We start from the raw sequence: 23,403 nt of genomic DNA on the forward strand, positions 1-23,403 counted from the left end.
CGTGATGAATATTGGAAAAAATTTAAAAGTATTGGCATTCAGTCTTGTTTTGTCTTTGCCATTAGGGATTATCAGTGCTGAAGAGTTTGATGTGCAAGGAACAATTTTAAAAGCTCAAAATAATGATAAGCAGGGTTTGTATCAGCTCGCATACTTAAAACAATTTGGAGAAGAGGGTATTGAAAAAAATATCCCAGAAGCAATTGAGCTTTATAAGCGTGCCTCAGCATTGGGACATCGTTCTGCAAATCACAATTTAGGTTTAATCTATTACGAAGGTGAAGATGTAGCCAAAAATTATAATGAGGCTGCGAAATGGCTTACGATCGCGTCTGAACGAAAATTGGATGACTCTCAACGGATATTGCTCAGTATGTATTATAAGGAGCTTATCCCTAAAAATATAAATAAAATGGAGCAGTTGCACATCCAACTTGCAGAGAAAGGAGAGCAGAGAGAGATTGAAAGATTGACTGATTTTTATTATTCCGAAAAGAAAGATTTAGCCCTAGCTGAAAAATATGTATTACTGTTAGCAGAACAAGGTATTGCAGAGTATCAGTATAGATTGGGGGCTATATATTCTAAAACGATGAATGGAAAGCAAGGTTATGAAAAGGCATTTCCATGGTTTCTAAAATCTGCCGAAGCTGGGGATTTGCATGCGAAGCTATTATTAGTGACGTTGTATAAATATGGACTTGGTGTTAAACAAGATCAAGATAAAGCCATGGAGTGGTTGAATTCTGCTTTTATTCAAGACCCGAAAGAGTCGTGTCGAATCATTACTGAAGGGGTTTCAGAAATAAATAAAACTAAAAATGAGTGCAGTTTTAACGATTAGGCAATAAAAAGCCCCATGGTTAGGGGCTAGTCGTATATGAGTCAAGCTCACATACTGTAAGAGGCTCATCTCAAACTGAGTGTATTAAAGCATAAAAAGATTTAAAGACCTAATTTAACGATGATATAAGTTCATATAAAGGTCAGTCGAAACTGACCGGACAGAATTAGCTTAATGAGTATTCGCTAAAACAGGTTGGTTTACGTTTTGAGCATCGTTAGCCGCTGCACGAGTTGGCGAATATTTAAGTCCAAGTGTGTTACTGGTATAAACACGAACTTGATCCAACAAAGCAGGGTTAGTACTTAAATCCTGTTCATAAGAACGAACCATTTGATGTAGTTTCGGATTCCATTCGCCAGCAACTTGGTTAGGGAATGCTTTTTCCAATAAATTAAGCATGATATATGGAGAAGTCGATGCTCCAGGTGAAGCCCCTAATAGAGCTGTCACAGAACCATCTTTTGAAGCAAAAAGTTCAGTGCCAAACTGTAATGTTGCATCTTTGCCTGGTACTTTTTTAATGATTTGAACGCGTTGACCACCTTGGTTGAGTTTCCAGTCTTCAATTTTTGCATCAGGATAGTATTTTTTTAGTTCATTAAATTGATCTTCTTTAGACATTGCCACTTGGCTGACTAAATAATTGACCAAGTCTAAATTTTCCAAACCAATTGTTGCCATTGGAATCACGTTATTTTTATTGGTTGCATCGATCAAATCAAATTGAGAGCCATTTTTTAGGAACTTATTTGAATATGTGGCAAATGGACCAAATAAAACATACTTTTTACCATCAATATAACGCGTATCAATGTGTGGAACCGACATTGGTGGCGCACCAAGCTCAGGTTTACCGTAGACTTTAGCTGTATGTTGAGCAGTGACTTGAGGGTTATCTGTCATTAAGAAGATACCTCCAATTGGGAAGCCTGCGTATTGTTTCGTTTCTTCTAAGCCTGTCATTTGAAGTAAGCGTACTGCTGCACCACCAGCGCCAATAAATAAGAACTTGGTTTTGACGTGACTTTCTTGATTTGATTTTAAATCTTTATAAGTGACCGTCCATGTTTTGTCATCATTACGGCTGATACCTGTGACTTCTGAAGAGGTTGATAATTTAAAATTGGGTTGCTTATTTAAGTATCCAACCATTTGTGTAGTAATCGCACCATAGTTTACATCTGAACCGATATCCATTTTGGTGGCAGCAACTTTTTCAGATGGAGTACGACCATTCATCACGAGCGGTGCCCATTCATGAATAACATTTGCATCTTCGGTATATGTCATCCCTTGAAACATCGGATTTTGAATCATGGCATCATAGCGTTTTTTAAGAAAATCAACGTTATCACCCCAAACAAAAGCGATATGCGGTACAGGATTAATAAAGGTATTTGGCGTACCTAAGACACCACGTTGAACTTGATGTGCCCAAAACTGTTTAGTAACTTCAAATTGAGATGCAGTATCAACAGCTTTTGTAATGTCCATTTTTCCATCTTTTAATGAGGTATAGTTCATTTCCATAAAGCCTGAATGACCCGTACCTGCATTATTTAAACCATTGGAGCTTTCCTGACCGACTTGATCCAGACGTTCGTACATTTGAATTTTCCAATTCGGTTCAAGTTCATTGAGGTAAGTCCCGAGCGTTGCACTCATGATTCCACCACCAATCAGCACCACATCGACGACTTGATCATCTGCTTGTGTAGTCACTTGTTTGGAAGCGATAGGCCTAAATAGGAAAATTAAACCAATAATCAATATAATAATAAAAATGATGAGTAAGTATTTTAGGAATTTTTTCATTGTTCTCGCCCTGAAAGTAAGGCATAAATTTTAAAAGCGATGCTTATGACTAAACAATGTAGGTCATGTGAGCTTGTGTAAGTATGTAAGTAAACTATGTAATTGATGAAGATAGATTTATATAGGCATTAGTGTTAAATATTTGAAAAATAAATGAATAATAAAAAATGATTTGCTATTTAAATTGTTTAGCCGTTTGAAATGGATTCTGAGGCAATGTCATGTCCAACATTGAATACGATAATGAATAGTTCAAATGGACAGGACTTGTAAATATCATGAACTCTGTTTTTCGTTGAAATTCTATCAATGAATGTTTGTCATAAAATGATGTTTGAGCACTCATTCATTGATTTTTATTCAAATCAGATCATGGTTATGATGTTCCGATGATGATGGACAATAGTCCTGCGGCAATCAATGGACCAACAGGAACACCTCGTAGCACTGCAACACCTGCAACTGTTCCAATCAGTAAACCTGCAACAATATTAGGTTGATTTGCCATCAAAGCAACACCGCGTCCACCGAGCCAAGCAACTAATAATCCAATTCCAATGGCTAAAATTGAATTTAAGCTCATAAATGATTTTAAAATCTCTTTACCGGGGATAGCACCACTGGCAATCGGGGTGAGTACGCCAATCGTAAGGATAATAATTCCGATATTAAGCCCATGCTGTTGCAACAATGGAAAGTATTCATTGAGAGGGGTGATTCTAAAAACAATTAAAACTGCAACAGCGATAGTCACAGCGGTATTTTGGCTGAAGATACCACAAGCTAAAAGAATGATCAGAACGATTAAATTAAGATCTAATTGCGACATATATCGTGTCCGAGGCTTATCAGTTAAATGCGGGAAAGTTATAATAGTTTAACTGATTCGCTGATGAAGTGCTGTACAGAAAAAGATGTGCAATATTTTGGAAGTTTTCTAAGTTCACACAGGTTCTAGGTAAATATCATGATTTTAGAAAAAATGTTGCAATCACAAGGCTTTGGCTCACGTAAAAACTGCCAAAATCTAATTAAAAATGGTGCAGTTCAAATTCAAGGTGAGATGGTTTCAGATCCGAAATTAAAATTAAAGCTCGATCAGTTGGAGTTCACTGTATCAGGTCAAACTTATCAATATCGTGAAAAAGTTTATATCGCACTGAATAAGCCCGCTGGCTATGAATGTTCACATCAAGCCACTCATCACTTTAGTGTGTTCGAATTATTTGATCATGTTTTATTGGAGCGCGGCTTACAGTGTGTAGGTCGTTTAGATCAAGATACGACAGGCTTATTATTACTCACCGATGACGGTCAGTTTTTACAGGCATTAACACACCCTAAAAAGCATGTTGCTAAAGTCTATCGTATGCAAACGGCTGATGCAGTGACGGAAGAACAGTTATTAAATTTAGAGCAAGGCGTTGAGCTGCGTAATGAAAATGGCATATTCGCAGCGACAGATGTAGAACAGATAGCGGAACATGAAATGCAAATGGCAATTCACCAAGGGGTTTATCACCAAGTGAAACGCATGTTGGCAGCAGTAGGCAATAAAGTTGAAAAATTACACCGCCAACAAATCGGTTTGCTTAAATTACAAGATTTGGGTGAAGGTGAGTGGATGTATTTAACTGAAAGTCAAATTCAAGCTGCAAAGAAGCAAATGTCTCAAACCGATGAAACGGTTATTAGTATTTAAGCAAATAGCTGCTTCGATATATAAATATTTTAAGCTTATAAGAAGCAATGGTAAGTCTGGAACTCATCATCTTTGACAAAACCCATCCCTTCATACAATTGGTGGGATTGGTAATTATTCTTTTGTGTTTCTAGGCTGATACGAATGGCTTTTTCATGACGGGCAAATAGAATTGCGGTATCAATCAGTTGCTTTGCGGAGCCTTGGCGTCTAAAGCGGGGGCTTACGTAGACATCATCTAATATGTAATAGCTTGAACATGCGACTGAATTGAAGCCTAAATATAAAATCACAAAGCCAGTAATTACATCATCTTTAATGTGAATAAAGATTACACTTTGTTGATTGCTAAAGCGTTGTGTTAAAAAATCTAAGGATTGCTTAAGGTTGGAAGAAGTTCCATAAAATTGGCGATATTCATCGAAAAGTACAGCAAGTTTTTCTAAGTCTTCAGAAGTGGCACGTCGAACGATCACTGTCTAGCTCCTTGCACATTAACTTATGCAAGTGAGCTAATCATAAATTAGGGAATAGTGGGGAAATAAATTGTTTAGAAATGCGACACTGTTAAGTTTTGTGTTTTTGTCGCCTAAATTCAGAGCGCCAAAATAAATTCTGTTTTAAATCTAGAATTTATTTCTGATCACTTTCACCCAAGATAGCGTTTAATTCAGCAAAGAAATCATCTTCATCCATATCAGCAGTAGTACTAGGCGCTGTACCGTCCTGATCCTGCTTTAATTTTTTAAGCTTAAGCAATTGTTCCATATTAATGCTTTGATTTTCAATCGCGAAGGGGATTGATTTAGTCAAAACAACTTGCTTGAAAAATAAACGTACTGCTTGAGCAGGTGTAATCCCCAATTGCTTAAATACAGCAAATGCATGTTTCTTTTCTAATGAGTCAAGTCGAACTTGATAAACTTCTGTTTTTCTCATGAATATAACCAAACGACTTAAATGCTTAAGATGCTATTTTAATCAAAGTTTTCTGAATTTCAATGTTTTATAACAAAAAAGTGATGATTTGTCATTACAATGGAATTATAGCGTCAATACTAAATCAGAACGGAAATGCATTGCAGTCATTTTCACAGGATCTATAAAGTAAATTTCTTTTGCTAAAAGTTGTAAGGGATGAGAGAAATCGTCTGCTGGCTTATGTACAACTTTGGGATAGAAAGGATCATTTTTAATGGGAATATTTAAGTGATTTAAATGCACACGAAGTTGATGTTGTTTACCTGTCAAAGGATTTAATTTGTAAAGTGCCCAATGTTGATCATGCTCTAACAGTTCAATCGTAGTTTCACTGTTAGACAAGCCTTGTAAAACTTGCATGGTATAAAAAGGTTTACCTTTATCCATACGTAATTGAATTGTTCTGGGAAATGTTAAATCTTCTTGAAAAGGGGCAACAGCATGGTAAATCTTTTCTACTTTCTTATCGGCGAATAATTGTTGATAAAGCCCACGTGTTTCAACTCTTTTTGAAAAAAGTACTACACCCGCTGTTTCACGGTCCAAGCGATGGATGGGTGTAAGATCTGGGTTTCCTGTGGTTTTTTTTAAACGAACCAAAAGTGTTTCTTGAACATACTGTCCTGTTGGGCTGATGGTCAGAAAGTGTGGCTTATCAACGACCAATAGATCTTCATTTTCAAATAGAATTTTTTCTGTAAATGGAACATGTATCTCATGTGCCAAGAAACGATAATAATAAATATGTTGCTCTGATAAATAGGGCGTATCTAGGTTTAGGGCATGACCCTCGGCATCTATAATGAGTTGATCTTGAAATCTTTGTGTCCATTCTTCTGCATTAATATGTTGAAAATGCTCACATAAATAATCAAATAGAGATTGAGATGTTTGAGTGCATTTGGGGATGAAAACTTTGCTCGCAGTAACGCCATTGATCATCGGTGGTTTATACGTACTTAAACTTTTTTGAGGAGTAAGGTTTGAGTTGATCTTGGTAGGCATGAGCAAATGATTCAAAAAAATAAAAATAACACTTAAAGTAGATTTTAAGCTTGGACGATATTTCAAGTAATAGACAATATGATGCATAGAGCACATAGGCTTTAAACGCATGCAATGTTATTATACTCGATCAATTGAATCATGTTGTGAGTGTTATGCCGTATTCATTTAAATTAGACCTAAATAGTGAACTTGATACCCAAAAACTGGCAGTTTTCTTAGGGAAAAATATTGCACAAGGTGTGGTTTATTTGATTGGTGATTTAGGTGCAGGAAAAACCACGCTAACACGCTATTGGTTGCAAAATTTAGGACATCAAGGTGCAGTGAAAAGCCCAACCTATACCTTGGTTGAGCCGTATAAAATCAATCAAAAAGATGTATTTCATTTTGACTTATATCGCCTGAATGATCCTTATGAACTTGAACTGATGGGGATTCGTGATTATTTAGATGTTGATGAAGCATTATTTTTATTTGAATGGCCATCAAAAGGTGGCGACGAAATTCCTAAAGCTAATCTTGTTATTAACATTCAACGGTCTGAAGACGATGATCTGCGTCATGTCACCATTGATATTGATTCACTTGAATTATTTGAAGCGTTAACAACGTATTACGCAGATTAGTATGATGTCCACAGACTCTACGATTTACACAGTTCAATATTGATTGATTACACAGGTTAATTTTATGCAACACGAAGAGCTCAGTGTAAGACGTATTCATGCTTTAGATCCAGCACTCGCCAACCAAATTGCAGCTGGTGAAGTGATTGAACGTCCGTCATCTGTAGTGAAGGAATTGCTCGAAAATTCTATAGATGCAGGTTCGACTGAGCTGATTATTCGTGTTGAACAAGGTGGTAGTACATTAATTGAAATTATTGACAATGGTCGGGGAATTCACGTGGATGATTTACCTCTCGCAGTCATGCGTCATGCCACCAGTAAGATTAAAACTTCAGAAGATTTACATGCGATTGTCAGTCTAGGCTTTCGTGGAGAGGCTTTAGCATCCATTGCGGCTGTGTCCCGACTAACTCTCACAAGTAGTCGTGATGGCTCAGGTGTAGGTTATCAGGTTGAAGTCAATGGCACTGCTTTTGATCATCAAGAGATTCAACCTGTTGCGGCTCAACAAGGGACACATATACGCGTACAAGATCTGTTCTTTAATGTTCCTGCGCGACGAAAATTTTTAAAAAAGCCAACCACAGAATTTGGTCATATCGAAGAGATTGTCCGTCGATTGGCTTTAACTCATTTTGATATTCGTTTTGTACTTGAACACAATGGCAATATTCGATTGAATTTGCCTGTTGCAGATAGTGGTGAGCTTCGATTTCAGCGCGTACAACAACTGTTAAGTCGGTCTTTTACTGAAAATGCATATTGGATTGATGCTGATAGTATCAATATGCGGTTGTCTGGATGGTTAGGTCATCCATCTGATGCACGTGGTCAGAGCGATTTACAGTACGTCTATGTGAATGGGCGAATCGTTAAAGATAAAACGATTTCTCATGCGTTACGTATGGCTTACGACGGAATTTTGCACGGACATCAGCACGCAGCTTATTTGTTATTTTTAGAAGTGGATCCAGAAAATATTGATGTCAATGTACATCCTACAAAACATGAAATTCGCTTTTTGAATCAACGTGAAGTGCATGAATTTGTACGTCACTTTGCAAAAGATACTTTGTCGCAATTTCAGACGGCTTCTGCTGATTTAGCAGATGCAATGAAGCTGAGTGTTCAAAATGCTGAAACGGGTTCATTGATTGCTCAACCGCGCTATCAAGAACAATTTCAATTGCACAAAAATAATCAGACTGAGCCATTGCCTGCGAATCAAAATTTAATTCACCAGCAATTAGAAGGGCAAGAGGCATTTCAGTCGGGGTCCCAAAATGCTGATGTGCTTTTAACAGATTTTAGTTCTTCGCAGCCACAATCAATTCAATATCGTACGACCTCATCTTCTGCTTCAAGTTATCAAGGCTCAGCGCAACTAAATAACGCATTAAAAACCTATTTATCACCTCTTAAATCTCATCAGAATGTTGAACAAACTGAAGCTGATCATATAGAACAAAATTCTACTTATGTGAATAAGGTTGATGAATTTCCTTTAGGAATAGCAATTGCCCAATTGCATGGCATTTATATTCTTGCTCAAAATACTGAAGGCTTAATTATTGTTGATATGCATGCGGCACATGAGCGTATTTTATTACAACAAATGAAACAAGCTTGGGATACACCTGATTTTTGGATTTCACAGCAACTATTGATTCCAAAAGTTATTTCAATCACTCGTATGCAAGCCACACGTATTGAAGATTTAAAACCACAGCTGGAGCGCTTGGGTCTGGATATCGATCAATATGGTGATGAGCAAGTGATTGTACGTGGTGTGCCTGCAATTTTAGTGAAAGCCAACTTAAATGCGTTAATTGCAGAGTTACTCAACGATTTAGATCCAAATGATCAAGCTCAAGCTTTGCAACAGAAGCGTGATCAAATTTTGGCAGGTATGGCATGCCATGGGGCGGTTAGAGCACATCGTTTGCTTGGCTTATCTGAAATGAATGCTTTGCTTCGTCAAATGGAACAAACTGAATTCGCCAGCCAATGTAATCACGGTCGACCGACTTGGCGCGCATTTCCATTATCACAGTTAGATAAATTATTTGCTCGAGGAGAGTAGTTGTACATGTCAAATAATCAGCCTGTTATCAATTTAATGGGGCCTACGGCAAGTGGGAAAACAGCTTTGGCATGTGAGCTTTATGAGCGTGGTGGATTTGAAATTATTTCAGTCGATTCGGCTTTAATTTATCAAGATATGGATATTGGATCTGCAAAGCCAACCAAGCAAGAGCAGGAACAGTATCCACATTATTTAATTGATATTATTACGCCTTTAGAGGTTTATTCTGCTGCACAGTTTGTTGAAGATTCGACTCGATTGATTGATCAAATCCATGAAAATGGAAAAACGCCCATTCTGGTGGGTGGAACAATGCTGTATTTTAAAGCACTGCTTGAAGGTCTTGCGAATAATTTACCGAATGCGAACGAGTCAATCCGTCAAGAAATAGAACAACAGGCTGCGATAAATGGATGGGAATCGGTTTATGAGGAACTGAAAAGTGTAGATCCTCTAGCAGGCGAACGGTTTAAGATTTCTGACCGACAGCGTATTATTCGTGCACTTGAGGTATATCGCTTAACTGGTCGTCCAATTACAGATTTACAGGCAGAACAGCCTAAACAAACAGCATATCGTTACAATTTTCATAACTATGCATTGATGCCAGATCGGTTAGAATTACATAAACGAATTGAGCTTCGTTTGCAAAAAATGTGGGAAATCGGTTTTTTAAATGAAGTCGAGTACCTGATAGGAAAATACAATTTAAGTGATAATTTACCTTCAGGAAGATCAGTGGGTTATCGTCAAGCTTTAGAATTTCTTAAAAATAGTGATAAAAGTCACAATAACAAACTTGAAATGGAGGACAAATGCTTATTTGCAACACGACAACTTGCAAAACGTCAATACACATGGTTACGTTCTTTGCAAGAAGCGCACAGTTTTAAAACTTATTTATCAATAAAGCAAGCTCAAGAAGACTTGCGAAACTTATATGGATAAAGCAAAATTTACGCACTATCTTTTTTATAAATTTTAATTGAAAAATAAAGATAGTTTTTGCGCTGATTTTAAATTTTTTGGAGTATAAAATGTCTAAAGGTCAAACTTTACAAGATCCGTTCTTAAATTCTCTCCGTAAAGAACGTATTCCTGTTTCTATTTTCTTAGTTAACGGTATTAAACTACAAGGTCATATCGAATCTTTTGACCAATACGTTGTTCTTTTAAAAAATACTGTAAGCCAAATGGTTTACAAACATGCGATTTCTACAGTTGTTCCTGCACGTAACCCACGTCCTGCTGGTGCTCCTGCTGGTGCTCCTGCTGCTGGTCAAGGTGGCTTCGGTGGTCAAGGTGGCTTCGGTGGTCAAGGTGGTGGCTTCGGTGGTCAAGGTGGTGGCTTCGGTGGTCAAGGCGGCGGCTTCGGTGGTCAAGGCGGCTTTGGTGGTCAAGGCGGTGGCTTCGGTGGTCAAGGTGGCTTTGGTGGTCAAGGTGGCGGTTTTGGCGGTCAACAAGGCGGTTTTGGCGGTCAACAAGGTGGTTTCGGTGCGCCGGCTAACCCTGGTTTTGATGCGGAAACTAAATTTGATGATGCTCAAGAAGATGAAAACAATCGTTAATTGATTTTCATAAAAAAGACGCCTTGATGGCGTCTTTTTTATTTATCTTCATAATTATTATGAAGACAAATAAAAAGCCCCTAAAAATAGGGGCTTTATTAAAATATCGGTATTTATTTATATGCAATGAAAGTTGATATAATTTAAATACTTCTAATTAGTTTTGTTGAGTTCCTTTAATTTCAACATAAGTATTATTACGCAACTCTCGTAACCAACTATCAAGCTCTGCATCAAATTGACGTTCGCCCAAAATTTGGCGTGCCATACGCGTTTGGGTTTCTTTGGTCATATCTTGTTGACGTTTATGAGTTACTTGAAGAATATGCCATCCAAACTGAGTTTGGAAAGGTTGGCTGACCTTGCCGACTTCTGCAGCCTGCATTGTTTTGTCAAATTCAGGAACCATCATTCCAGGACTAACCCAACCTAAGCTTCCACCATCTCGTGCAGAACCAGGATCATTTGAAAAGGTTGATGCAAGCGTAGCAAAATCATTTCCAGCTTGAACACGATTATAAATACTGTCGATCATTTGCTTAGCATTTTCAGGGCTAACCACTTCTGATGTTTTAATCAGAATATGACGCGTTTGAAATTGTGGAACAATGACTTTTTGATCATTTGATTTACGATCAATAAGCTTAAGTATATGTAACCCATCCTTAGCTTGAATGATTTCAGTGGTTTGACCATCATTTAAAGGTGTTACACGTGCAGCAAGTTCTGATGGAATGTCTGCAAATGAACGATACCCCATATCAGCACCATTGACTTTGATCGTCGCGGTACTGTATTTATTTTCAATTGCTTTTACATCGTTTGTATTGGCTAAATCGGCTTTAATCTGGTTAGCCACCTGTGTGATTTCCTCTGCAGAGCTTGTACCTGCAACACGGAAGTGAAGTACATGTGCTTGACCACCAACCGCAGCTTGACCTTCTGGAGATTTTAAGAAATTTTCAACATCTTGATCGCTGATTTTAATTCGCGACATGACCTGTTGTTGGCGTAAACGTTGAATGAGTAAATCATCAGCAACACGTTCACGTAATGCTTCGTAGGTGCCTGGTGCAATTTTATCGAGTTTTTGTTGAAAGTCTTCTAAGCTCTTCGAACCAGACTGAGCTGCAACTTTCATTACTGCTTCATTTAAGCTTTTTTCATCTGCTTGAATTGCATAGCGCTTCACTTGCTCAAGTTGCGCATTGTGCATAATTAATTGATCAAGAATTTGCCCTTGTAAAACATTAGTCGGAGGGGCTTCTTTTTTTTGCGCTTGGAGTTGATGTTGTGCCTCAGCAATGCCTTGGTCTAAATCACTTTTTAAAATCGCACTTTTACCAACAATCGCAATAACTTGATCGCTTGGTGCAGCAAATGTTTGCATTGATGAAGAAATAATAAGTGCTAATGCTGTTGTCTTAAAAATTTGTTTTAAATTTTGCATCTTCATTAATGGGTCCAATTTTGTTTAACTTTATCAAAACCTAAAATACGGTTTTCAAGTAAAGAGCTTAATTTACTATTTAAGCCACCAAGTCCTTTGAGTGTGAACTCCGCCATAATAGCGCGTTTTTCTTTGGTTGTTGAAAGAGAGACATCATCTAAGTCATTGAAATATGAGCGACCATAGACAGATACACCCCAGCAACATGATTCATAATTTACACCAAGTAAATATTCACGAGCGACGTTATTGTCTAGATCATATTGTACATGACCTATGATTCGCCAGTTATCTTTCACAGGTTGGATAAATGATGCAGTCACTTGATCGTATTTTTCTTGACGATCTAATAAGTTACTACGATTAAAATATCCAAAGTTGTATAAATCTCCTTTATTTCCAGTGTAATACACTTGGAAATCACGTTGAGCATTGTCACCATTCGACATCCACATTGAATTCGCATTTACGCTAAAGTTTTGTGAAAGTTGACTTGCAATACTGATTACAGGACCAGTTTGACGCTCTGTGTTGAATGGATCATTTTGGCTGTTATTTAGCGTAACTTTGCGATCATCAAAATAGAAGCTTTGACCAATGCTGGTTCTGAGTTTTTCTAGTCCAGTAGTACCAAATAGGCTATAGCTTAAACCGAGTGATAAGAAGTTATTGTCTTCTAAGCGGTCGTGTCCATAGAAACGTTTGGGATTGAACAGTTGATCATAGTTTAATGAGGCAGCAGTTGAATCAAAATTTGGATAGTCATCTTGATTTTGATGTGGGGCATAAGCATAGAAAGCACGTGGGGAAAGCGTTTGTAAATATTTTCCTTCACGCTCAAACGTTAAGCCAGTATCCAAGGTGAATTGTGGTACGACTACGAACTTGTCTTCTGAATTGGATCTGAAGTTCGCATTTTCTACAGTATCTTGATCATAGAAGTTATTCAAACTACGAACCGAAACTTCTGGAACAACGAATCCCCAAGGTTGTTTTAGATTATATCTGAGCGCCATTTCATTAAAAATACGTGTACCATTCGGTTCTGCTTGATTTTCGAAATCACGAATATTCTTCTTAAAATAAGCTGTATCGTTATTAAATTCGAATTCTAAACCTTGAACATCCCCTTTGGTGTAATTAACCAAAAGCTGAGGTAATCTTGCATAAGGACGATCAATGTCAGCTAGGTCAGGATCAATGGTTTGGAAGTCTTCGACACGAAGTTGTGCTCTAAGACCTGGAATACCATTGCCATAATTCAATTGCCATGCACGTCTTTGGTTGAGCTCGGTACGTGTATTGGGGTCATTGTCTAAGTCAGTGAAGAAATCTTTATCGGAGACATAATTGTATTCAAGATTGGTTGACCATTGATCATCGATTTTCCAATTATGTAAGTAATGTAAATCTTTACGATCTTCATCGTTATAGTCTTTGTCGGAAGGTAAGTAACCACCCCAAATTCGACCACCACCAAAGTTTTCAGTGAGATAGCGGAATTCACCCTCAGCCATTAATCCACGATTTCCGATATAGCGTGGTGTTACTGTAGCATCATAATTTGGTGCAAGGTTTAGATAGACAGGAGCTGTGAGCTCAAGACCACCATCATTGGTGAATCCAAAACTTGGTGTTAAAAGGCCTGTCGTTCTGCGGTCATCAATCGGAAAATTAAAATAGGGAACAGCAAGTACAGGTGTATTTTTGATATAGAGCTTTGTGCCTTTAGTTACACCACGGCCTGTATCTTGATTAATTTCAATCTGTTTAGCTTGTAATTTCCACGTTGGATTTTGTTCAGGTGGGCAAGTGCTATAGGTTGCATTTTGCATCAGCATGACATTAGGTGATGTGCGTTCTATATGTTCTGCACGACCATGCCCATGCGTTTCTTCTGAAATATAGAAGCTATTATTCAGTTCACCAGTTTGATTTTTTAAGTTGTAATCAATTTGATCACTTTGAGCGAGTAGACCTGACTGTGCCATTTGCACATTGCCTTTTGCTTTAGCAAAAGTTTGTGTTTTATCAATGGTAATTGAGTCGGCACGAATCATGCGACCTTGTTGATCAATGACAACATTGCCGTCTAAGGTTGAATCACCATTTGGATTGTAATATCCATAGTCAGCCGTAATGACTGAAGTCGCTTCAGCGGCATCAACGGCTTTAGTTTCGGGGCTAATTGGTGTTAGCCATGTATTTTGACAAAACTGGGAAGAATTGGACAACGTGCTACGTTGCTGTGCTTCAGGGGAGTCTTTGCTGACATAATATTGTTCAAAGAAATTCTGCCCAGGATAATTTTCCTTAATCGCTGAATTAAGTTTTTGATTGTCTATTTCTGAATCAAAACCATTGGATTCAGCATAACTTGATACAGTGCTTCCGCAAAGTAAGGTCAATATAGCAGTCGCTAAAGGATTGAATTTAAACTGATGCTTCATTTGTCTCATTAACCAAGTATGCTAATCGCAATTAATTATTGTCGCATCATAGAGAAAAATCTGATAAGTGGCTACACTTAGCACTTCAAATATTCAGCCTGTACTAGAATTTATAGCAAATGAATACACAACGTGAACAATTGATACAAACATGGATTTCAACCGTTCTACAATCAGATCAAGCAGAAATCAATTTTTTAGCAGGCGATGCAAGTTTCCGTCGTTATGCACGAATTACTTTGAATAATAAAACATTTATGTTGATGGATGCACCTCCTGAAAAAGAAGATTGTGTGCCTTTTGTGACCATTGACGAATTCTTTGATCAAAATGGTGTTCGTGTTCCTCATATTATTGCCAAAGATTTAGACAATGGATTCTTGTTATTAGAAGACTTTGGTGATGTTGTACTGTCAACATTGCTAAATGATGAGACTGTAGATACTCATTATGCACAAAGCTTTAAGCAACTTGTTCAGTTGCAGTCGATTAATGGCGAAGGACAACTTCCTGCATATTCTTATGAAAAACTGATCAGTGAAATGGAGTTGCTCACAGATTGGTTATTGCCTTCATTGGATATTCAACCGAGCAAAGAAGAGTTGGCATTAATCAAACGCACTTTTGCAATTTTAGCCAATGCAGCAGTCGCACAGCCTCAAGTCATTGTACATCGTGATTTTCATAGTCGTAACTTAATGAAAATTGAGGGGGAGACTGAACAAGGTGTGATTGATTTTCAAGATGCGGTGATTGGTGCAGATACCTATGATTTAATCTCGATTACGCGTGATGCATATGTTCAGTGGAATGCTGATCGGGTGTATGGTTGGTTTAAAACGTTTTATGATCTATTGCCTGAAACACCCAAAGCTGAACGTGATTTTGAACAGTTCAAGCGTGATGCGGATTTAATGGCGATTCAACGTCATATTAAAATTTTAGGCATTTTCGTTCGTTTATTTGAGCGTGACGGTAAGTCAGGCTATTTAAAAGATTTACCCCGTGTGATGTGGTATTTGCTTGAAGAAAGTAAGCCGTATACAGAATTACAACCATTTATGCAGTTCATTGAAACGCGAGTATTGGCTAAATTTGAGCAAAAATTTGGTCAATATGAGGTGGTTGCATAATGAAAGCGATGATTTTAGCCGCAGGTTTGGGTAATCGTATGCGTCCTTTGACGCTATATACGCCAAAACCCTTGCTTGAAGTGGGTGGTAAACCGTTAATCGTTTGGCATATCGAAAAGCTGAAAAACATCGGTGTGACTGAAATTATCATCAATTCCGCTTGGTTAGCAGATAAGTTGATTGGTGCATTGGGTGATGGTTCTAAATTCGGTGTTCGCATTCTCTGGACTCGTGAAGATGAAGGTTTAGAAACAGCAGGTGGAATCATCAATGCATTGCCATTATTAGGTGATAAGCCTTTTATCTTGGTCAATGGTGATGTGTGGACGACAATGGATTTTGAACCATTGCGTCATATAAAGTTGGGTGAAGATCTCGCGCATTTGGTTTTTGTGGAAAATCCAAAGCAGCATCCAGAGGGTGATTTCACCTTATTAAATGGTCGAGCTTTTAATTTTGATCAAAAAATAGAAGGTGAAAACCTGACATTTAGTGGTGTCTCAGTGATTGATCCTCAGCTATTTAAGGGTTTGGAAGCTGGTAAGCGTCCATTGGCACCATTGCTTAAGCAAGCAATGTTAGATGAGAAAATTTCAGCTGAAAAACTGCAAGGCGCTTGGGTGGATGTGGGAACGCCAGAGCGTTTAATGGAGCTTGATTTGCAAATTCGTGATGGCTTCTATGCTTAACTGTGTAATCCCTAATCGTTAAATAGTGTTCCACGGAGCATAAATGGGTATACTTTGTTTTAAATTTTACTTAGATGTTATCTGTTTATGCATCCTTTTTTTCAAGAGTTACAGCAGGGTAGTCAAAAACTAGGCTTATCGTTAAGCGATGAAGCTTTAGCATTATTATTGAAGTATCAAGACGCATTGGTACTTTGGAATAAAGCTTACAATTTAACTGCGATTCGTGATCCGAAAGAAATGCTAGTGAAGCATTTGTTGGATAGTTTAAGTATTTTGAATGATTTGCCAGAAGGGCGCTTGTTAGATGTTGGAACAGGTGGTGGTATGCCTGGGATGATCATTGCACTGTGTCAACCAGAGCGTCAATGTGTTCTTCTTGATTCTAACGGTAAGAAAATTCGCTTTTTAAAACAGTTTATTGCTGACTTAAAATTAAAAAATGTAGTTGCAGTACAAACGCGTGTAGAAAATGAAGATAGCATCAATGATTTGGGTAAATTTGATGTGATTACTAGTCGTGCATTCGCGTCTTTAACTGACTTCATTACGGCTTCACGTCCATTTATGCATGAAAAAAGTATCATTGCATCTATGAAAGGTTTAATTCCGAGTGAAGAGATTGAGCAGCATAAAAATGAATTTAGCTGTGACATTATTGAATTAAAAGTTCCACGTTTAGACGAACAGCGCCATTTACTTTTATTAAAACAGATTTAAAAAATTTCTAGGGATTGGGGTTAACATGGCTCAAATTATTGCTATTGCGAACCAAAAAGGTGGCGTAGGTAAAACGACGACTGCGGTGAATTTAGCTGCTTCATTGGCCGTATTAAAAAAGCGTGTGTTGCTGGTGGATATGGATTCTCAAGGGAATGCCACCATGGGTTCGGGAATTCAAAAAAACGAATTACTTTACTCGGTAACGGATGTGTTGTTGGGTGAAGTTCCGATTGAAACAGCAATTATTAAAGCAGAAGTTGGATATCGTGTTTTAGGTGCGAATCGTGACTTAGCTGGTGTTGAACTGGCGATTGCGGATCAAGAGGGGCGTGAATTTATTTTACGCGAAGCATTAAAATCCATTGAAGAAAACTATGATTATATAGTGGTGGATTGCGCGCCTAGTTTGAGTTTGATTACGATCAATGCCTTGGCGGCGGTCAATGGTGTGATGATTCCAATGCAGTGTGAATATTATGCCTTAGAAGGTTTGGCTGATTTAACGCAAACGATTGATCGTATCCAACAAGCATTGAATCCAAACTTAGAAATCGTGGGTGTTTTACGCACCATGTATGATGCGCGAAATGCATTGACCCGTGATGTATCAGATGAATTAGAACAATATTTTGGTAAAAAACTATACAGTACTGTTATTCCACGTAATGTTCGTTTAGCTGAAGCACCTGCACATGGTTTGCCGATTATTTATTTTGAAAAAAGTTCAAAGGGTGCAGTTGCTTACTTAAATTTAGCGGCTGAAATGTTAAAAAAAAGCAAAGTGAAAAAAGGAAGTAAAGCATGACCGTAAAAAAAAGAGGCTTGGCTAAAGGTCGTGGCTTAGATGCGTTACTCGGTTCTATTCAAAAAGAAAAATTACAATTAGAAGTCCAAGCGCTCGACCACGGTCAACTCAAACAAATCAATGTCAAAGATCTAAAACGTGGTAATTATCAGCCACGTCGTTTTATTCATGAAGAAGATTTACAAGAGTTAGCGGCTTCGATAAAAAAACATGGGGTGATGCAGCCGATTGTGATCCGTCCAATCGAAGATGATGTTCATCAATACGAAATTATTGCAGGTGAACGTCGCTGGCGTGCTGCACAAATTGCGGGATTAACAGAAGTTCCTGCAATTGTCCGCGATTTGTCGGATCAAGTTGCGATTGCGCTCGCGCTGATTGAAAACATTCAGCGTCAAGATTTAAATCCAATTGATCAAGCGATGGCGCTTCAGCGTTTCCATGAAGAATTTGGTTTAAGTCATCAAGAAATCGCAGAAACAGTGGGTAAAGCACGTACGACAGTAAGTAACTTACTTCGTTTACTGAGTTTGGCTGATCCCATTAAAGACCATATTCAACGCGGTCAATTGGATATGGGGCATGCGCGTGCCATTTTGACGTTGAAAGAAAAAGATCAAATTCAAATTGCGAAAATCGTGATCGAAAAAAGTTTATCGGTACGTCAAACTGAACAATTGGTTCGTGATCTGAATGCACCTAAGCAAGATAAACCTAAGCAAAGAGTATCTTCTGATCTTGAGCAATTAACGCAAAAGCTTTCAGAGCGTTTCAGTGCAGATGTGAAAATTGATCATAATCAGCAAGGTAAAGGTAAGTTGGTCATTCATTACCATTCTTTAGATGAGTTAGATGGAATCTTAAATATTTGCTTATCTGATAAAGCTTAAAATATTCACTTTTTTTTAATTTTGGGGAATTAAAAATGTGGGAATTGGTAAAAGCAGGTGGGTGGCTGATGTTGCCACTCATTCTGAGTTCTATTTTTATGGTCGCAATTGCGATTGAGCGTTTTATTCGATTAAAGCGTAGTTTGGTTTTACCAGAACATTTAATGATGTCTAAAACGACTGATTTAGAGGTCATGACCAAAGATTTAAATAATCCGCACATGGTTCGCACGAGTTTGTCGACTATTTTAAAGGCAGGTTTGGATTCAGTTCCTCAGGGTGAGGCATATGCTCGCGCTCAAATGGAAGCAACAGCGTCTAAAGAAGTAATGTACTTAGAGAAAAACGTTAACTTTCTCGGTACGATTAGTGCCGTTGCTCCATTGCTTGGTTTGCTTGGGACTGTGGTCGGGATCATTGAATCATTTTTAATGCTCGATGTCAGTGTGGGAAGCAATCCAACCATGATGATCCCTGGCTTGTCTAAAGCATTGATTACCACAGCTGCGGGTATGGTGGTTGCGATTCCTGCATTATTTGCATTTCGCTACTTTCAGCGATTGGTGCAAGAATATATTGCAGAACTTGAACAGCAATCGATGTTATTTCATGCCGCTTTATTTTATCAAAATCATACTGAAGCCAATCAGCAAAAGTAGGATAATGTAAAAGGAAGTTGCGATGAAATTTAAACGCCGTGAAGTTGAAGATATTGCGATTAACTTAACACCGATGATTGACTGTATTTTGTTTATCTTGGTTATTTTATTATTAACGACGACTTTTCAACAGCAAAGTCGGTTAAATTTAAGCTTACCAGATGCTCAGGGTGTGCCACCCAAAGACTTTAATCATAAGGTTGAAGTGATGGTGGATTCATCGGGTCATTATTCTGTGAATGGTCAGGCCATTTCTTCGAAAGAAGTGCCTGATTTAAGTGCTGCGATTCGTCAGGCTTCAAATGATCGTAAAGATATGATGTTTGTGATTGCGGCTGATTCTGCTGCAACACATCAAGATGTCATCCGTGTGATGGATGTTGCAGGGCAATTGGGCTTTGTAAACATTAATATTAGTACTAAGGTACCTACTAGAGGTTATTAGTGAATCAAGATTTTAAAGTATATTTGCGTCTACTTAGCTACTTGAAACAGTACTGGGGAATTGCATTAATCGTGGTATTTGGTTTCTTACTGAATGCTGCGACTGAGGTTTCAGTAGCGAAGCTACTTGAGCACATTATTAATGCTATTGAAAATAAAGATCAAAGCTTTACAAATTTGTTTCCATTTCTGGTAGTGCTACTCATGTTCTTTCGAGGACTGGGTTTATTTCTGGGTGGGTATTACACGTCAGTCATTTCAAGAAATTTGATTTTTAATATTCGCCAAGAAGTTTTCGCAAAACTCATGCGTTTACCTTCGCAGTACTATCTCGATAATACTAGTGGTCATATCACTGCAAAAATTATGTATAACGTTGAGCAGTTGACTGCTGCGACGACAGAATCACTGCGTACCTTGTTGCAACAAGGTTTAATTACCATTGGTTTGTTGGGTTATCTGTTTTATTCAAATTGGCGATTAACTTTCTGTATTTTGATATTCACGCCTTTAATTGGTTTGTTGATTCGTAAAGCTGCGACACGTATGCGTAAGCTTTCTAATCAAGTACAAGACACTATGGGTGACGTGAACCATGTGGTTCAAGAAACCGTAAATGGACACTTGGTTGTTAAAGGTTTTGGCGGTCAGGAATATGAGCAAGCGCGTTTTCGTGAAAGTTCTTTAGAGAACTTGAAACGTGGTTTGAAAATGGTGGCGGTGCAACAACTGAACAGCCCAGTTGTACAGTTCATCATGTCATTGGCATTGAGTATTGTGATTTGGATTGCGCTGCGTCCTGAAATTATGCAAGACACTTCAGCAGGGCAATTCGTGGCGTATATTACGGCTGCGGGGATGTTAAGTAAGCCGATTAAAGCGCTGACCGATATTAATGAAAAACTACAACGCGGTATGGCGGCGGCACATTCGGTATTTGAATTACTAGATTTACCAGAAGAGCAAAACTCAGGAACTTTAAAGCCTGTACTCAACGGTAATATTGAGCTGGAAAATGTTGATCTTGTTTATCCAGATGGTTTGCATGCGATTCAGGATTTCAACTTAAAAGTGAAGGCAGGTGAAACGGTAGCCTTGGTTGGGCGTTCTGGGGCAGGTAAGTCTTCATTGGTCAATTTGTTGGTGCGTTTTCAAGAATCTAGTTCAGGTTCGATTTTATTTGATGATATTGATATTCGTGAAATTGAAGCGACAGCATTGAGATCTCAAATTTCGATGGTGAATCAACAAGTCGTATTGTTTAATCGAACTGTCCGTGAAAATATTGCTTATGGTCAGCTTGAAGATTCAACTGATGAACAGGTGATTGCAGCTGCTAAAGCTGCCTATGCACATGACTTTATTATGTCATTGCCACAAGGTTACGATACCCCATTGGGTGCACAAGGTTTAAATCTATCTGGTGGTCAACGTCAACGAATTGCAATTGCGCGTGCTATTTTAAAAAATGCACCAATTTTGATTTTAGATGAAGCAACCAGTGCATTGGACAATGAGTCTGAATATTTCATTCAGCGTGCTTTTGATGCTGCAATGCAAGATCGAACAACGATTGTGATCGCACATCGTTTATCAACGATTGAAAATGCAGATCGAATCGTGGTAATGGATCAAGGGAAAATTGTAGAGCAAGGAACTCATGCAGAACTATTGGCGATGCATGGTGCTTATTATCAATTACATCAAAGAAATTTTGAGGAATAAGCCCGATGTCACTTGCGCAAAACATTCAAAATGCTTGGAATAAACAAGCGAAATGGTTGGTTGTATTGCGCCCATTGTCATGGCTATATCGCTCAGGTTTTGCATTGAATAAGAAGATGTTTCAAGCGGGCTTAAAAGATGTCTATACCGCACCAATTCCTGTCATGGTGATTGGAAATATTACTGTAGGTGGGAGTGGTAAAACACCTCTATTGATCCAATTGGTGAAATATCTTCAGCTTAAAAATATACGCGTAGGTGTTATTAGTCGCGGTTATGGTGGAAAAGGACCTTTTCCTGCTCAAGTGAGTCTCGAGTCGGTGCCATCACAAGTAGGTGATGAACCATGTCTCATTGTTCAGTCTACAGAAGTACCTATGGTGGTCGGTTCAAATCGTAGAGAAAGTATTGAGTTATTACTAGCACATCATCCATTGGATTTGATTATTAGTGATGATGGATTACAGCACTGGGCATTAGATCGTCAAATTGAGTGGATTGTTCTGGATCAAAATCGTGGTTTAGGAAATCAGAAACTATTACCTGAAGGTTTTTTACGTGAGCCAATGGAGCGATTGAGTGAGGGGAATGTGATTGAACATTCTCAAACGTCGACAAGTGCATTGAATATGTATTTGGAAGTGGCAAAGCCTTATTTACTCAATCCCACTTTTGATCAAGCTGAATTGTTTGATATTCATCAAGATTTCTATGCTGTGGTAGGTATAGGTTTTCCTCAACGTTTTTATTATACGCTTGAATCTATTGGTTTAACCCGTTTTCAATGTCATGAGTTTCCAGACCATCACGATTATGAAATTGAAGATTTACAATTTGAAGATGCAAATCCGATTATTACCACTGAAAAAGATGCAGTAAAATTATTACCTTTACTTAAACAGCACCCTGATTTTAATCGTGAAATATGGGTCGTACCTGTGGAAGCAGTACTGTCACAGGCATGTTATGATTTATTAGATGAGCAATTGACAGCGCTCGGTATTGATATTTCTTAGGATTTTTCATGAAGCACATAGTTATCCCTGCACGTTTTTCAAGTTCGCGTTTACCAGGTAAGCCACTGTTAAAAATTCATGATCGCGAAATGATTTTACGTGTCGTTGATCAAGCGCGTAAAGTGGAAGGCTTTGATAGTTTATGTGTGGCTACCGATGATGAGCGGATTGCACAAATCTGTCGTGATGCTAATGTAGATGTTGTAATCACCAATCCAAATCATCCATCTGGAACAGATCGTTTGAGTGAAGTTGCGCGAATTAAAGGTTGGGCTGCTGAAGATATTATTGTCAACGTACAAGGGGATGAACCTCTTTTACCAGCTCAATTGGTGCAACAAGTTGCTGATCTATTAATTCAAAAACCACATTGTTCTATGTCGACTTTATGTGAGCCCATTCATCGCTTAGATGAGTTTCAACGAGACAGTATTGTAAAAGTGGTGATGACTCAATTTAAAGAAGCTCTTTATTTTAGTCGTGCCACTATTCCTTATGATCGTGATGGGGCGAAGCTAGATGAGCCTCAATTACATAACGCTGCTTTCAGACATTTGGGTTTATACGCCTATCGAGTTCAATTGCTTCAAGAATATGTCACATGGGATATGGGGCAGCTTGAACAACTTGAAAGCTTGGAACAACTTCGTGTACTTGAAAATGGACATCGAATTGCGATTGATGTTGCTCAAGTCAATTTGCCACCCGGTGTGGACACGCAAGATGATTTAGATCGTTTGAATGCACTCGATATTCGTTACTTTGCATCAGTGGATTGATTGG

23 protein-coding genes are annotated in these 23,403 nt (G+C 38.2%); 16 read left to right on the top strand and 7 right to left on the bottom strand.

Annotated features, from left to right (window positions below; genetic code table 11):
- Positions 1-4 precede the first annotated feature (4 nt).
- Complete coding sequence (locus AC5YDM_RS01175) at positions 5-844, top strand: tetratricopeptide repeat protein (protein WP_496150292.1); 840 nt, start codon at positions 5-7, stop codon at positions 842-844.
- A gap of 171 nt (positions 845-1,015) precedes the next feature.
- Here the strand turns inward: AC5YDM_RS01175 and mqo are convergent, their stop codons facing one another.
- Both mqo and AC5YDM_RS01185 read right to left on the bottom strand, forming a co-directional pair.
- On the bottom strand, positions 1,016-2,662 hold the full coding sequence (gene mqo, locus AC5YDM_RS01180) for a malate dehydrogenase (quinone) (protein WP_496150293.1): 1,647 nt from the start codon (positions 2,660-2,662) through the stop codon (positions 1,016-1,018).
- A 376-nt stretch (positions 2,663-3,038) separates the two neighbouring features.
- On the bottom strand, positions 3,039-3,491 hold the full coding sequence (locus AC5YDM_RS01185) for a DUF441 domain-containing protein (RefSeq protein ID WP_496150294.1): 453 nt from the start codon (positions 3,489-3,491) through the stop codon (positions 3,039-3,041).
- A 138-nt stretch (positions 3,492-3,629) separates the two neighbouring features.
- Between AC5YDM_RS01185 and AC5YDM_RS01190 the strand changes: the two genes are divergently transcribed.
- Positions 3,630-4,364: a pseudouridine synthase gene (locus AC5YDM_RS01190; RefSeq protein ID WP_496150296.1), complete on the top strand. Its 735-nt coding sequence runs from the start codon at positions 3,630-3,632 to the stop codon at positions 4,362-4,364.
- 35 nt (positions 4,365-4,399) lie between these two features.
- Here AC5YDM_RS01190 and AC5YDM_RS01195 read toward each other — a convergent pair whose 3' ends face one another.
- The 3 genes from AC5YDM_RS01195 to AC5YDM_RS01205 all read right to left on the bottom strand — a co-directional run bounded on the left by AC5YDM_RS01195 (position 4,400) and on the right by AC5YDM_RS01205 (position 6,350).
- On the bottom strand, positions 4,400-4,840 hold the full coding sequence (locus AC5YDM_RS01195) for a GNAT family N-acetyltransferase (protein WP_496150297.1): 441 nt from the start codon (positions 4,838-4,840) through the stop codon (positions 4,400-4,402).
- Positions 4,841-4,997: 157 nt separating this feature from the next.
- Entirely contained in the window at positions 4,998-5,303 is a 306-nt protein-coding gene (locus tag AC5YDM_RS01200; protein WP_496150298.1) for a type II toxin-antitoxin system RelB/DinJ family antitoxin, read from the bottom strand.
- A gap of 105 nt (positions 5,304-5,408) precedes the next feature.
- Entirely contained in the window at positions 5,409-6,350 is a 942-nt protein-coding gene (locus AC5YDM_RS01205) for a pseudouridine synthase (RefSeq protein WP_496150299.1), read from the bottom strand.
- Between the two features lie 155 nt (positions 6,351-6,505).
- Here AC5YDM_RS01205 and tsaE point away from each other — a divergent pair, with 155 nt between their 5' ends.
- From tsaE to hfq, 4 genes are all read left to right on the top strand, one after another.
- Positions 6,506-6,979, top strand: coding sequence for a tRNA (adenosine(37)-N6)-threonylcarbamoyltransferase complex ATPase subunit type 1 TsaE (tsaE, locus tag AC5YDM_RS01210; RefSeq protein ID WP_496150300.1), 474 nt, complete (start codon positions 6,506-6,508; stop codon positions 6,977-6,979).
- A 64-nt stretch (positions 6,980-7,043) separates the two neighbouring features.
- Complete coding sequence (mutL, locus tag AC5YDM_RS01215; RefSeq protein WP_496150301.1) at positions 7,044-9,065, top strand: DNA mismatch repair endonuclease MutL; 2,022 nt, start codon at positions 7,044-7,046, stop codon at positions 9,063-9,065.
- 6 nt (positions 9,066-9,071) lie between these two features.
- Positions 9,072-10,016, top strand: a complete 945-nt coding sequence (gene miaA, locus AC5YDM_RS01220; RefSeq protein WP_496150302.1) for a tRNA (adenosine(37)-N6)-dimethylallyltransferase MiaA — start codon at positions 9,072-9,074, stop codon at positions 10,014-10,016.
- 89 nt (positions 10,017-10,105) lie between these two features.
- Complete coding sequence (gene hfq / locus AC5YDM_RS01225) at positions 10,106-10,636, top strand: RNA chaperone Hfq (protein ID WP_496150303.1); 531 nt, start codon at positions 10,106-10,108, stop codon at positions 10,634-10,636.
- 157 nt (positions 10,637-10,793) lie between these two features.
- Here the strand turns inward: hfq and AC5YDM_RS01230 are convergent, their stop codons facing one another.
- Both AC5YDM_RS01230 and AC5YDM_RS01235 read right to left on the bottom strand, forming a co-directional pair.
- Positions 10,794-12,092: a peptidylprolyl isomerase gene (locus AC5YDM_RS01230; RefSeq protein ID WP_496150305.1), complete on the bottom strand. Its 1,299-nt coding sequence runs from the start codon at positions 12,090-12,092 to the stop codon at positions 10,794-10,796.
- Positions 12,092-14,536 carry an LPS-assembly protein LptD gene (locus tag AC5YDM_RS01235; protein WP_496150306.1) on the bottom strand — a complete coding sequence of 815 codons (2,445 nt, stop codon included), beginning with the start codon at positions 14,534-14,536 and terminating at the stop codon, positions 12,092-12,094. The genes AC5YDM_RS01230 and AC5YDM_RS01235 overlap by 1 nt, the downstream gene beginning before the upstream one ends.
- 119 nt (positions 14,537-14,655) lie before the next feature.
- On the opposite strand from AC5YDM_RS01235, the gene AC5YDM_RS01240 reads away from it, so the two are divergent.
- The 10 genes from AC5YDM_RS01240 (at position 14,656) to kdsB (ending at position 23,399) form a co-directional block, all read left to right on the top strand.
- On the top strand, positions 14,656-15,669 hold the full coding sequence (locus AC5YDM_RS01240) for an aminoglycoside phosphotransferase family protein (RefSeq protein ID WP_496150307.1): 1,014 nt from the start codon (positions 14,656-14,658) through the stop codon (positions 15,667-15,669).
- Entirely contained in the window at positions 15,669-16,358 is a 690-nt protein-coding gene (gene murU, locus AC5YDM_RS01245) for an N-acetylmuramate alpha-1-phosphate uridylyltransferase MurU (RefSeq protein WP_496150309.1), read from the top strand. The genes AC5YDM_RS01240 and murU overlap by 1 nt, the downstream gene beginning before the upstream one ends.
- Before the next feature lie 87 nt (positions 16,359-16,445).
- Positions 16,446-17,078, top strand: a complete 633-nt coding sequence (gene rsmG, locus AC5YDM_RS01250) for a 16S rRNA (guanine(527)-N(7))-methyltransferase RsmG (RefSeq protein ID WP_496150310.1) — start codon at positions 16,446-16,448, stop codon at positions 17,076-17,078.
- Positions 17,079-17,103: 25 nt separating this feature from the next.
- Complete coding sequence (locus AC5YDM_RS01255) at positions 17,104-17,886, top strand: ParA family protein (RefSeq protein ID WP_496150311.1); 783 nt, start codon at positions 17,104-17,106, stop codon at positions 17,884-17,886.
- Entirely contained in the window at positions 17,883-18,776 is an 894-nt protein-coding gene (locus AC5YDM_RS01260) for a ParB/RepB/Spo0J family partition protein (RefSeq protein WP_496150312.1), read from the top strand. Before AC5YDM_RS01255 ends, AC5YDM_RS01260 begins: the two co-directional genes overlap by 4 nt.
- A gap of 35 nt (positions 18,777-18,811) precedes the next feature.
- Entirely contained in the window at positions 18,812-19,435 is a 624-nt protein-coding gene (locus tag AC5YDM_RS01265) for a MotA/TolQ/ExbB proton channel family protein (RefSeq protein ID WP_496150313.1), read from the top strand.
- Between the two features lie 22 nt (positions 19,436-19,457).
- Positions 19,458-19,880 (top strand): ExbD/TolR family protein, encoded by a 423-nt coding sequence (locus AC5YDM_RS01270; protein ID WP_496150314.1) that lies wholly within the window; start codon positions 19,458-19,460, stop codon positions 19,878-19,880.
- Complete coding sequence (msbA, locus tag AC5YDM_RS01275; protein ID WP_496150315.1) at positions 19,880-21,604, top strand: lipid A export permease/ATP-binding protein MsbA; 1,725 nt, start codon at positions 19,880-19,882, stop codon at positions 21,602-21,604. The genes AC5YDM_RS01270 and msbA overlap by 1 nt, the downstream gene beginning before the upstream one ends.
- A 5-nt stretch (positions 21,605-21,609) precedes the next feature.
- Positions 21,610-22,620 carry a tetraacyldisaccharide 4'-kinase gene (gene lpxK / locus AC5YDM_RS01280; RefSeq protein ID WP_496150316.1) on the top strand — a complete coding sequence of 337 codons (1,011 nt, stop codon included), beginning with the start codon at positions 21,610-21,612 and terminating at the stop codon, positions 22,618-22,620.
- Positions 22,621-22,628: 8 nt separating this feature from the next.
- Entirely contained in the window at positions 22,629-23,399 is a 771-nt protein-coding gene (kdsB, locus tag AC5YDM_RS01285) for a 3-deoxy-manno-octulosonate cytidylyltransferase (RefSeq protein WP_496150317.1), read from the top strand.
- The last annotated feature ends 4 nt before the right edge of the window (positions 23,400-23,403 follow it).

Source organism: Acinetobacter sp. CY81 (assembly GCF_059515925.1).

Coding starts and splice junctions, on each gene's coding strand:
- AC5YDM_RS01270 (WP_496150314.1), top strand. CDS start 19,458: ATGAAATTTAAACGCCGTGAAGTTGAAGATATTGCGATTAACTTAACA.
- AC5YDM_RS01190 (WP_496150296.1), top strand. CDS start 3,630: ATGATTTTAGAAAAAATGTTGCAATCACAAGGCTTTGGCTCACGTAAA.
- miaA (WP_496150302.1), top strand. CDS start 9,072: ATGTCAAATAATCAGCCTGTTATCAATTTAATGGGGCCTACGGCAAGT.
- mqo (WP_496150293.1), bottom strand. CDS start 2,662: ATGAAAAAATTCCTAAAATACTTACTCATCATTTTTATTATTATATTG.
- tsaE (WP_496150300.1), top strand. CDS start 6,506: ATGCCGTATTCATTTAAATTAGACCTAAATAGTGAACTTGATACCCAA.
- AC5YDM_RS01240 (WP_496150307.1), top strand. CDS start 14,656: ATGAATACACAACGTGAACAATTGATACAAACATGGATTTCAACCGTT.
- AC5YDM_RS01265 (WP_496150313.1), top strand. CDS start 18,812: ATGTGGGAATTGGTAAAAGCAGGTGGGTGGCTGATGTTGCCACTCATT.
- hfq (WP_496150303.1), top strand. CDS start 10,106: ATGTCTAAAGGTCAAACTTTACAAGATCCGTTCTTAAATTCTCTCCGT.
- mutL (WP_496150301.1), top strand. CDS start 7,044: ATGCAACACGAAGAGCTCAGTGTAAGACGTATTCATGCTTTAGATCCA.
- rsmG (WP_496150310.1), top strand. CDS start 16,446: ATGCATCCTTTTTTTCAAGAGTTACAGCAGGGTAGTCAAAAACTAGGC.
- kdsB (WP_496150317.1), top strand. CDS start 22,629: ATGAAGCACATAGTTATCCCTGCACGTTTTTCAAGTTCGCGTTTACCA.
- AC5YDM_RS01235 (WP_496150306.1), bottom strand. CDS start 14,536: ATGAAGCATCAGTTTAAATTCAATCCTTTAGCGACTGCTATATTGACC.
- AC5YDM_RS01200 (WP_496150298.1), bottom strand. CDS start 5,303: ATGAGAAAAACAGAAGTTTATCAAGTTCGACTTGACTCATTAGAAAAG.
- AC5YDM_RS01185 (WP_496150294.1), bottom strand. CDS start 3,491: ATGTCGCAATTAGATCTTAATTTAATCGTTCTGATCATTCTTTTAGCT.
- lpxK (WP_496150316.1), top strand. CDS start 21,610: ATGTCACTTGCGCAAAACATTCAAAATGCTTGGAATAAACAAGCGAAA.
- AC5YDM_RS01255 (WP_496150311.1), top strand. CDS start 17,104: ATGGCTCAAATTATTGCTATTGCGAACCAAAAAGGTGGCGTAGGTAAA.
- AC5YDM_RS01205 (WP_496150299.1), bottom strand. CDS start 6,350: ATGCCTACCAAGATCAACTCAAACCTTACTCCTCAAAAAAGTTTAAGT.
- AC5YDM_RS01175 (WP_496150292.1), top strand. CDS start 5: ATGAATATTGGAAAAAATTTAAAAGTATTGGCATTCAGTCTTGTTTTG.
- AC5YDM_RS01260 (WP_496150312.1), top strand. CDS start 17,883: ATGACCGTAAAAAAAAGAGGCTTGGCTAAAGGTCGTGGCTTAGATGCG.
- AC5YDM_RS01230 (WP_496150305.1), bottom strand. CDS start 12,092: ATGAAGATGCAAAATTTAAAACAAATTTTTAAGACAACAGCATTAGCA.
- murU (WP_496150309.1), top strand. CDS start 15,669: ATGAAAGCGATGATTTTAGCCGCAGGTTTGGGTAATCGTATGCGTCCT.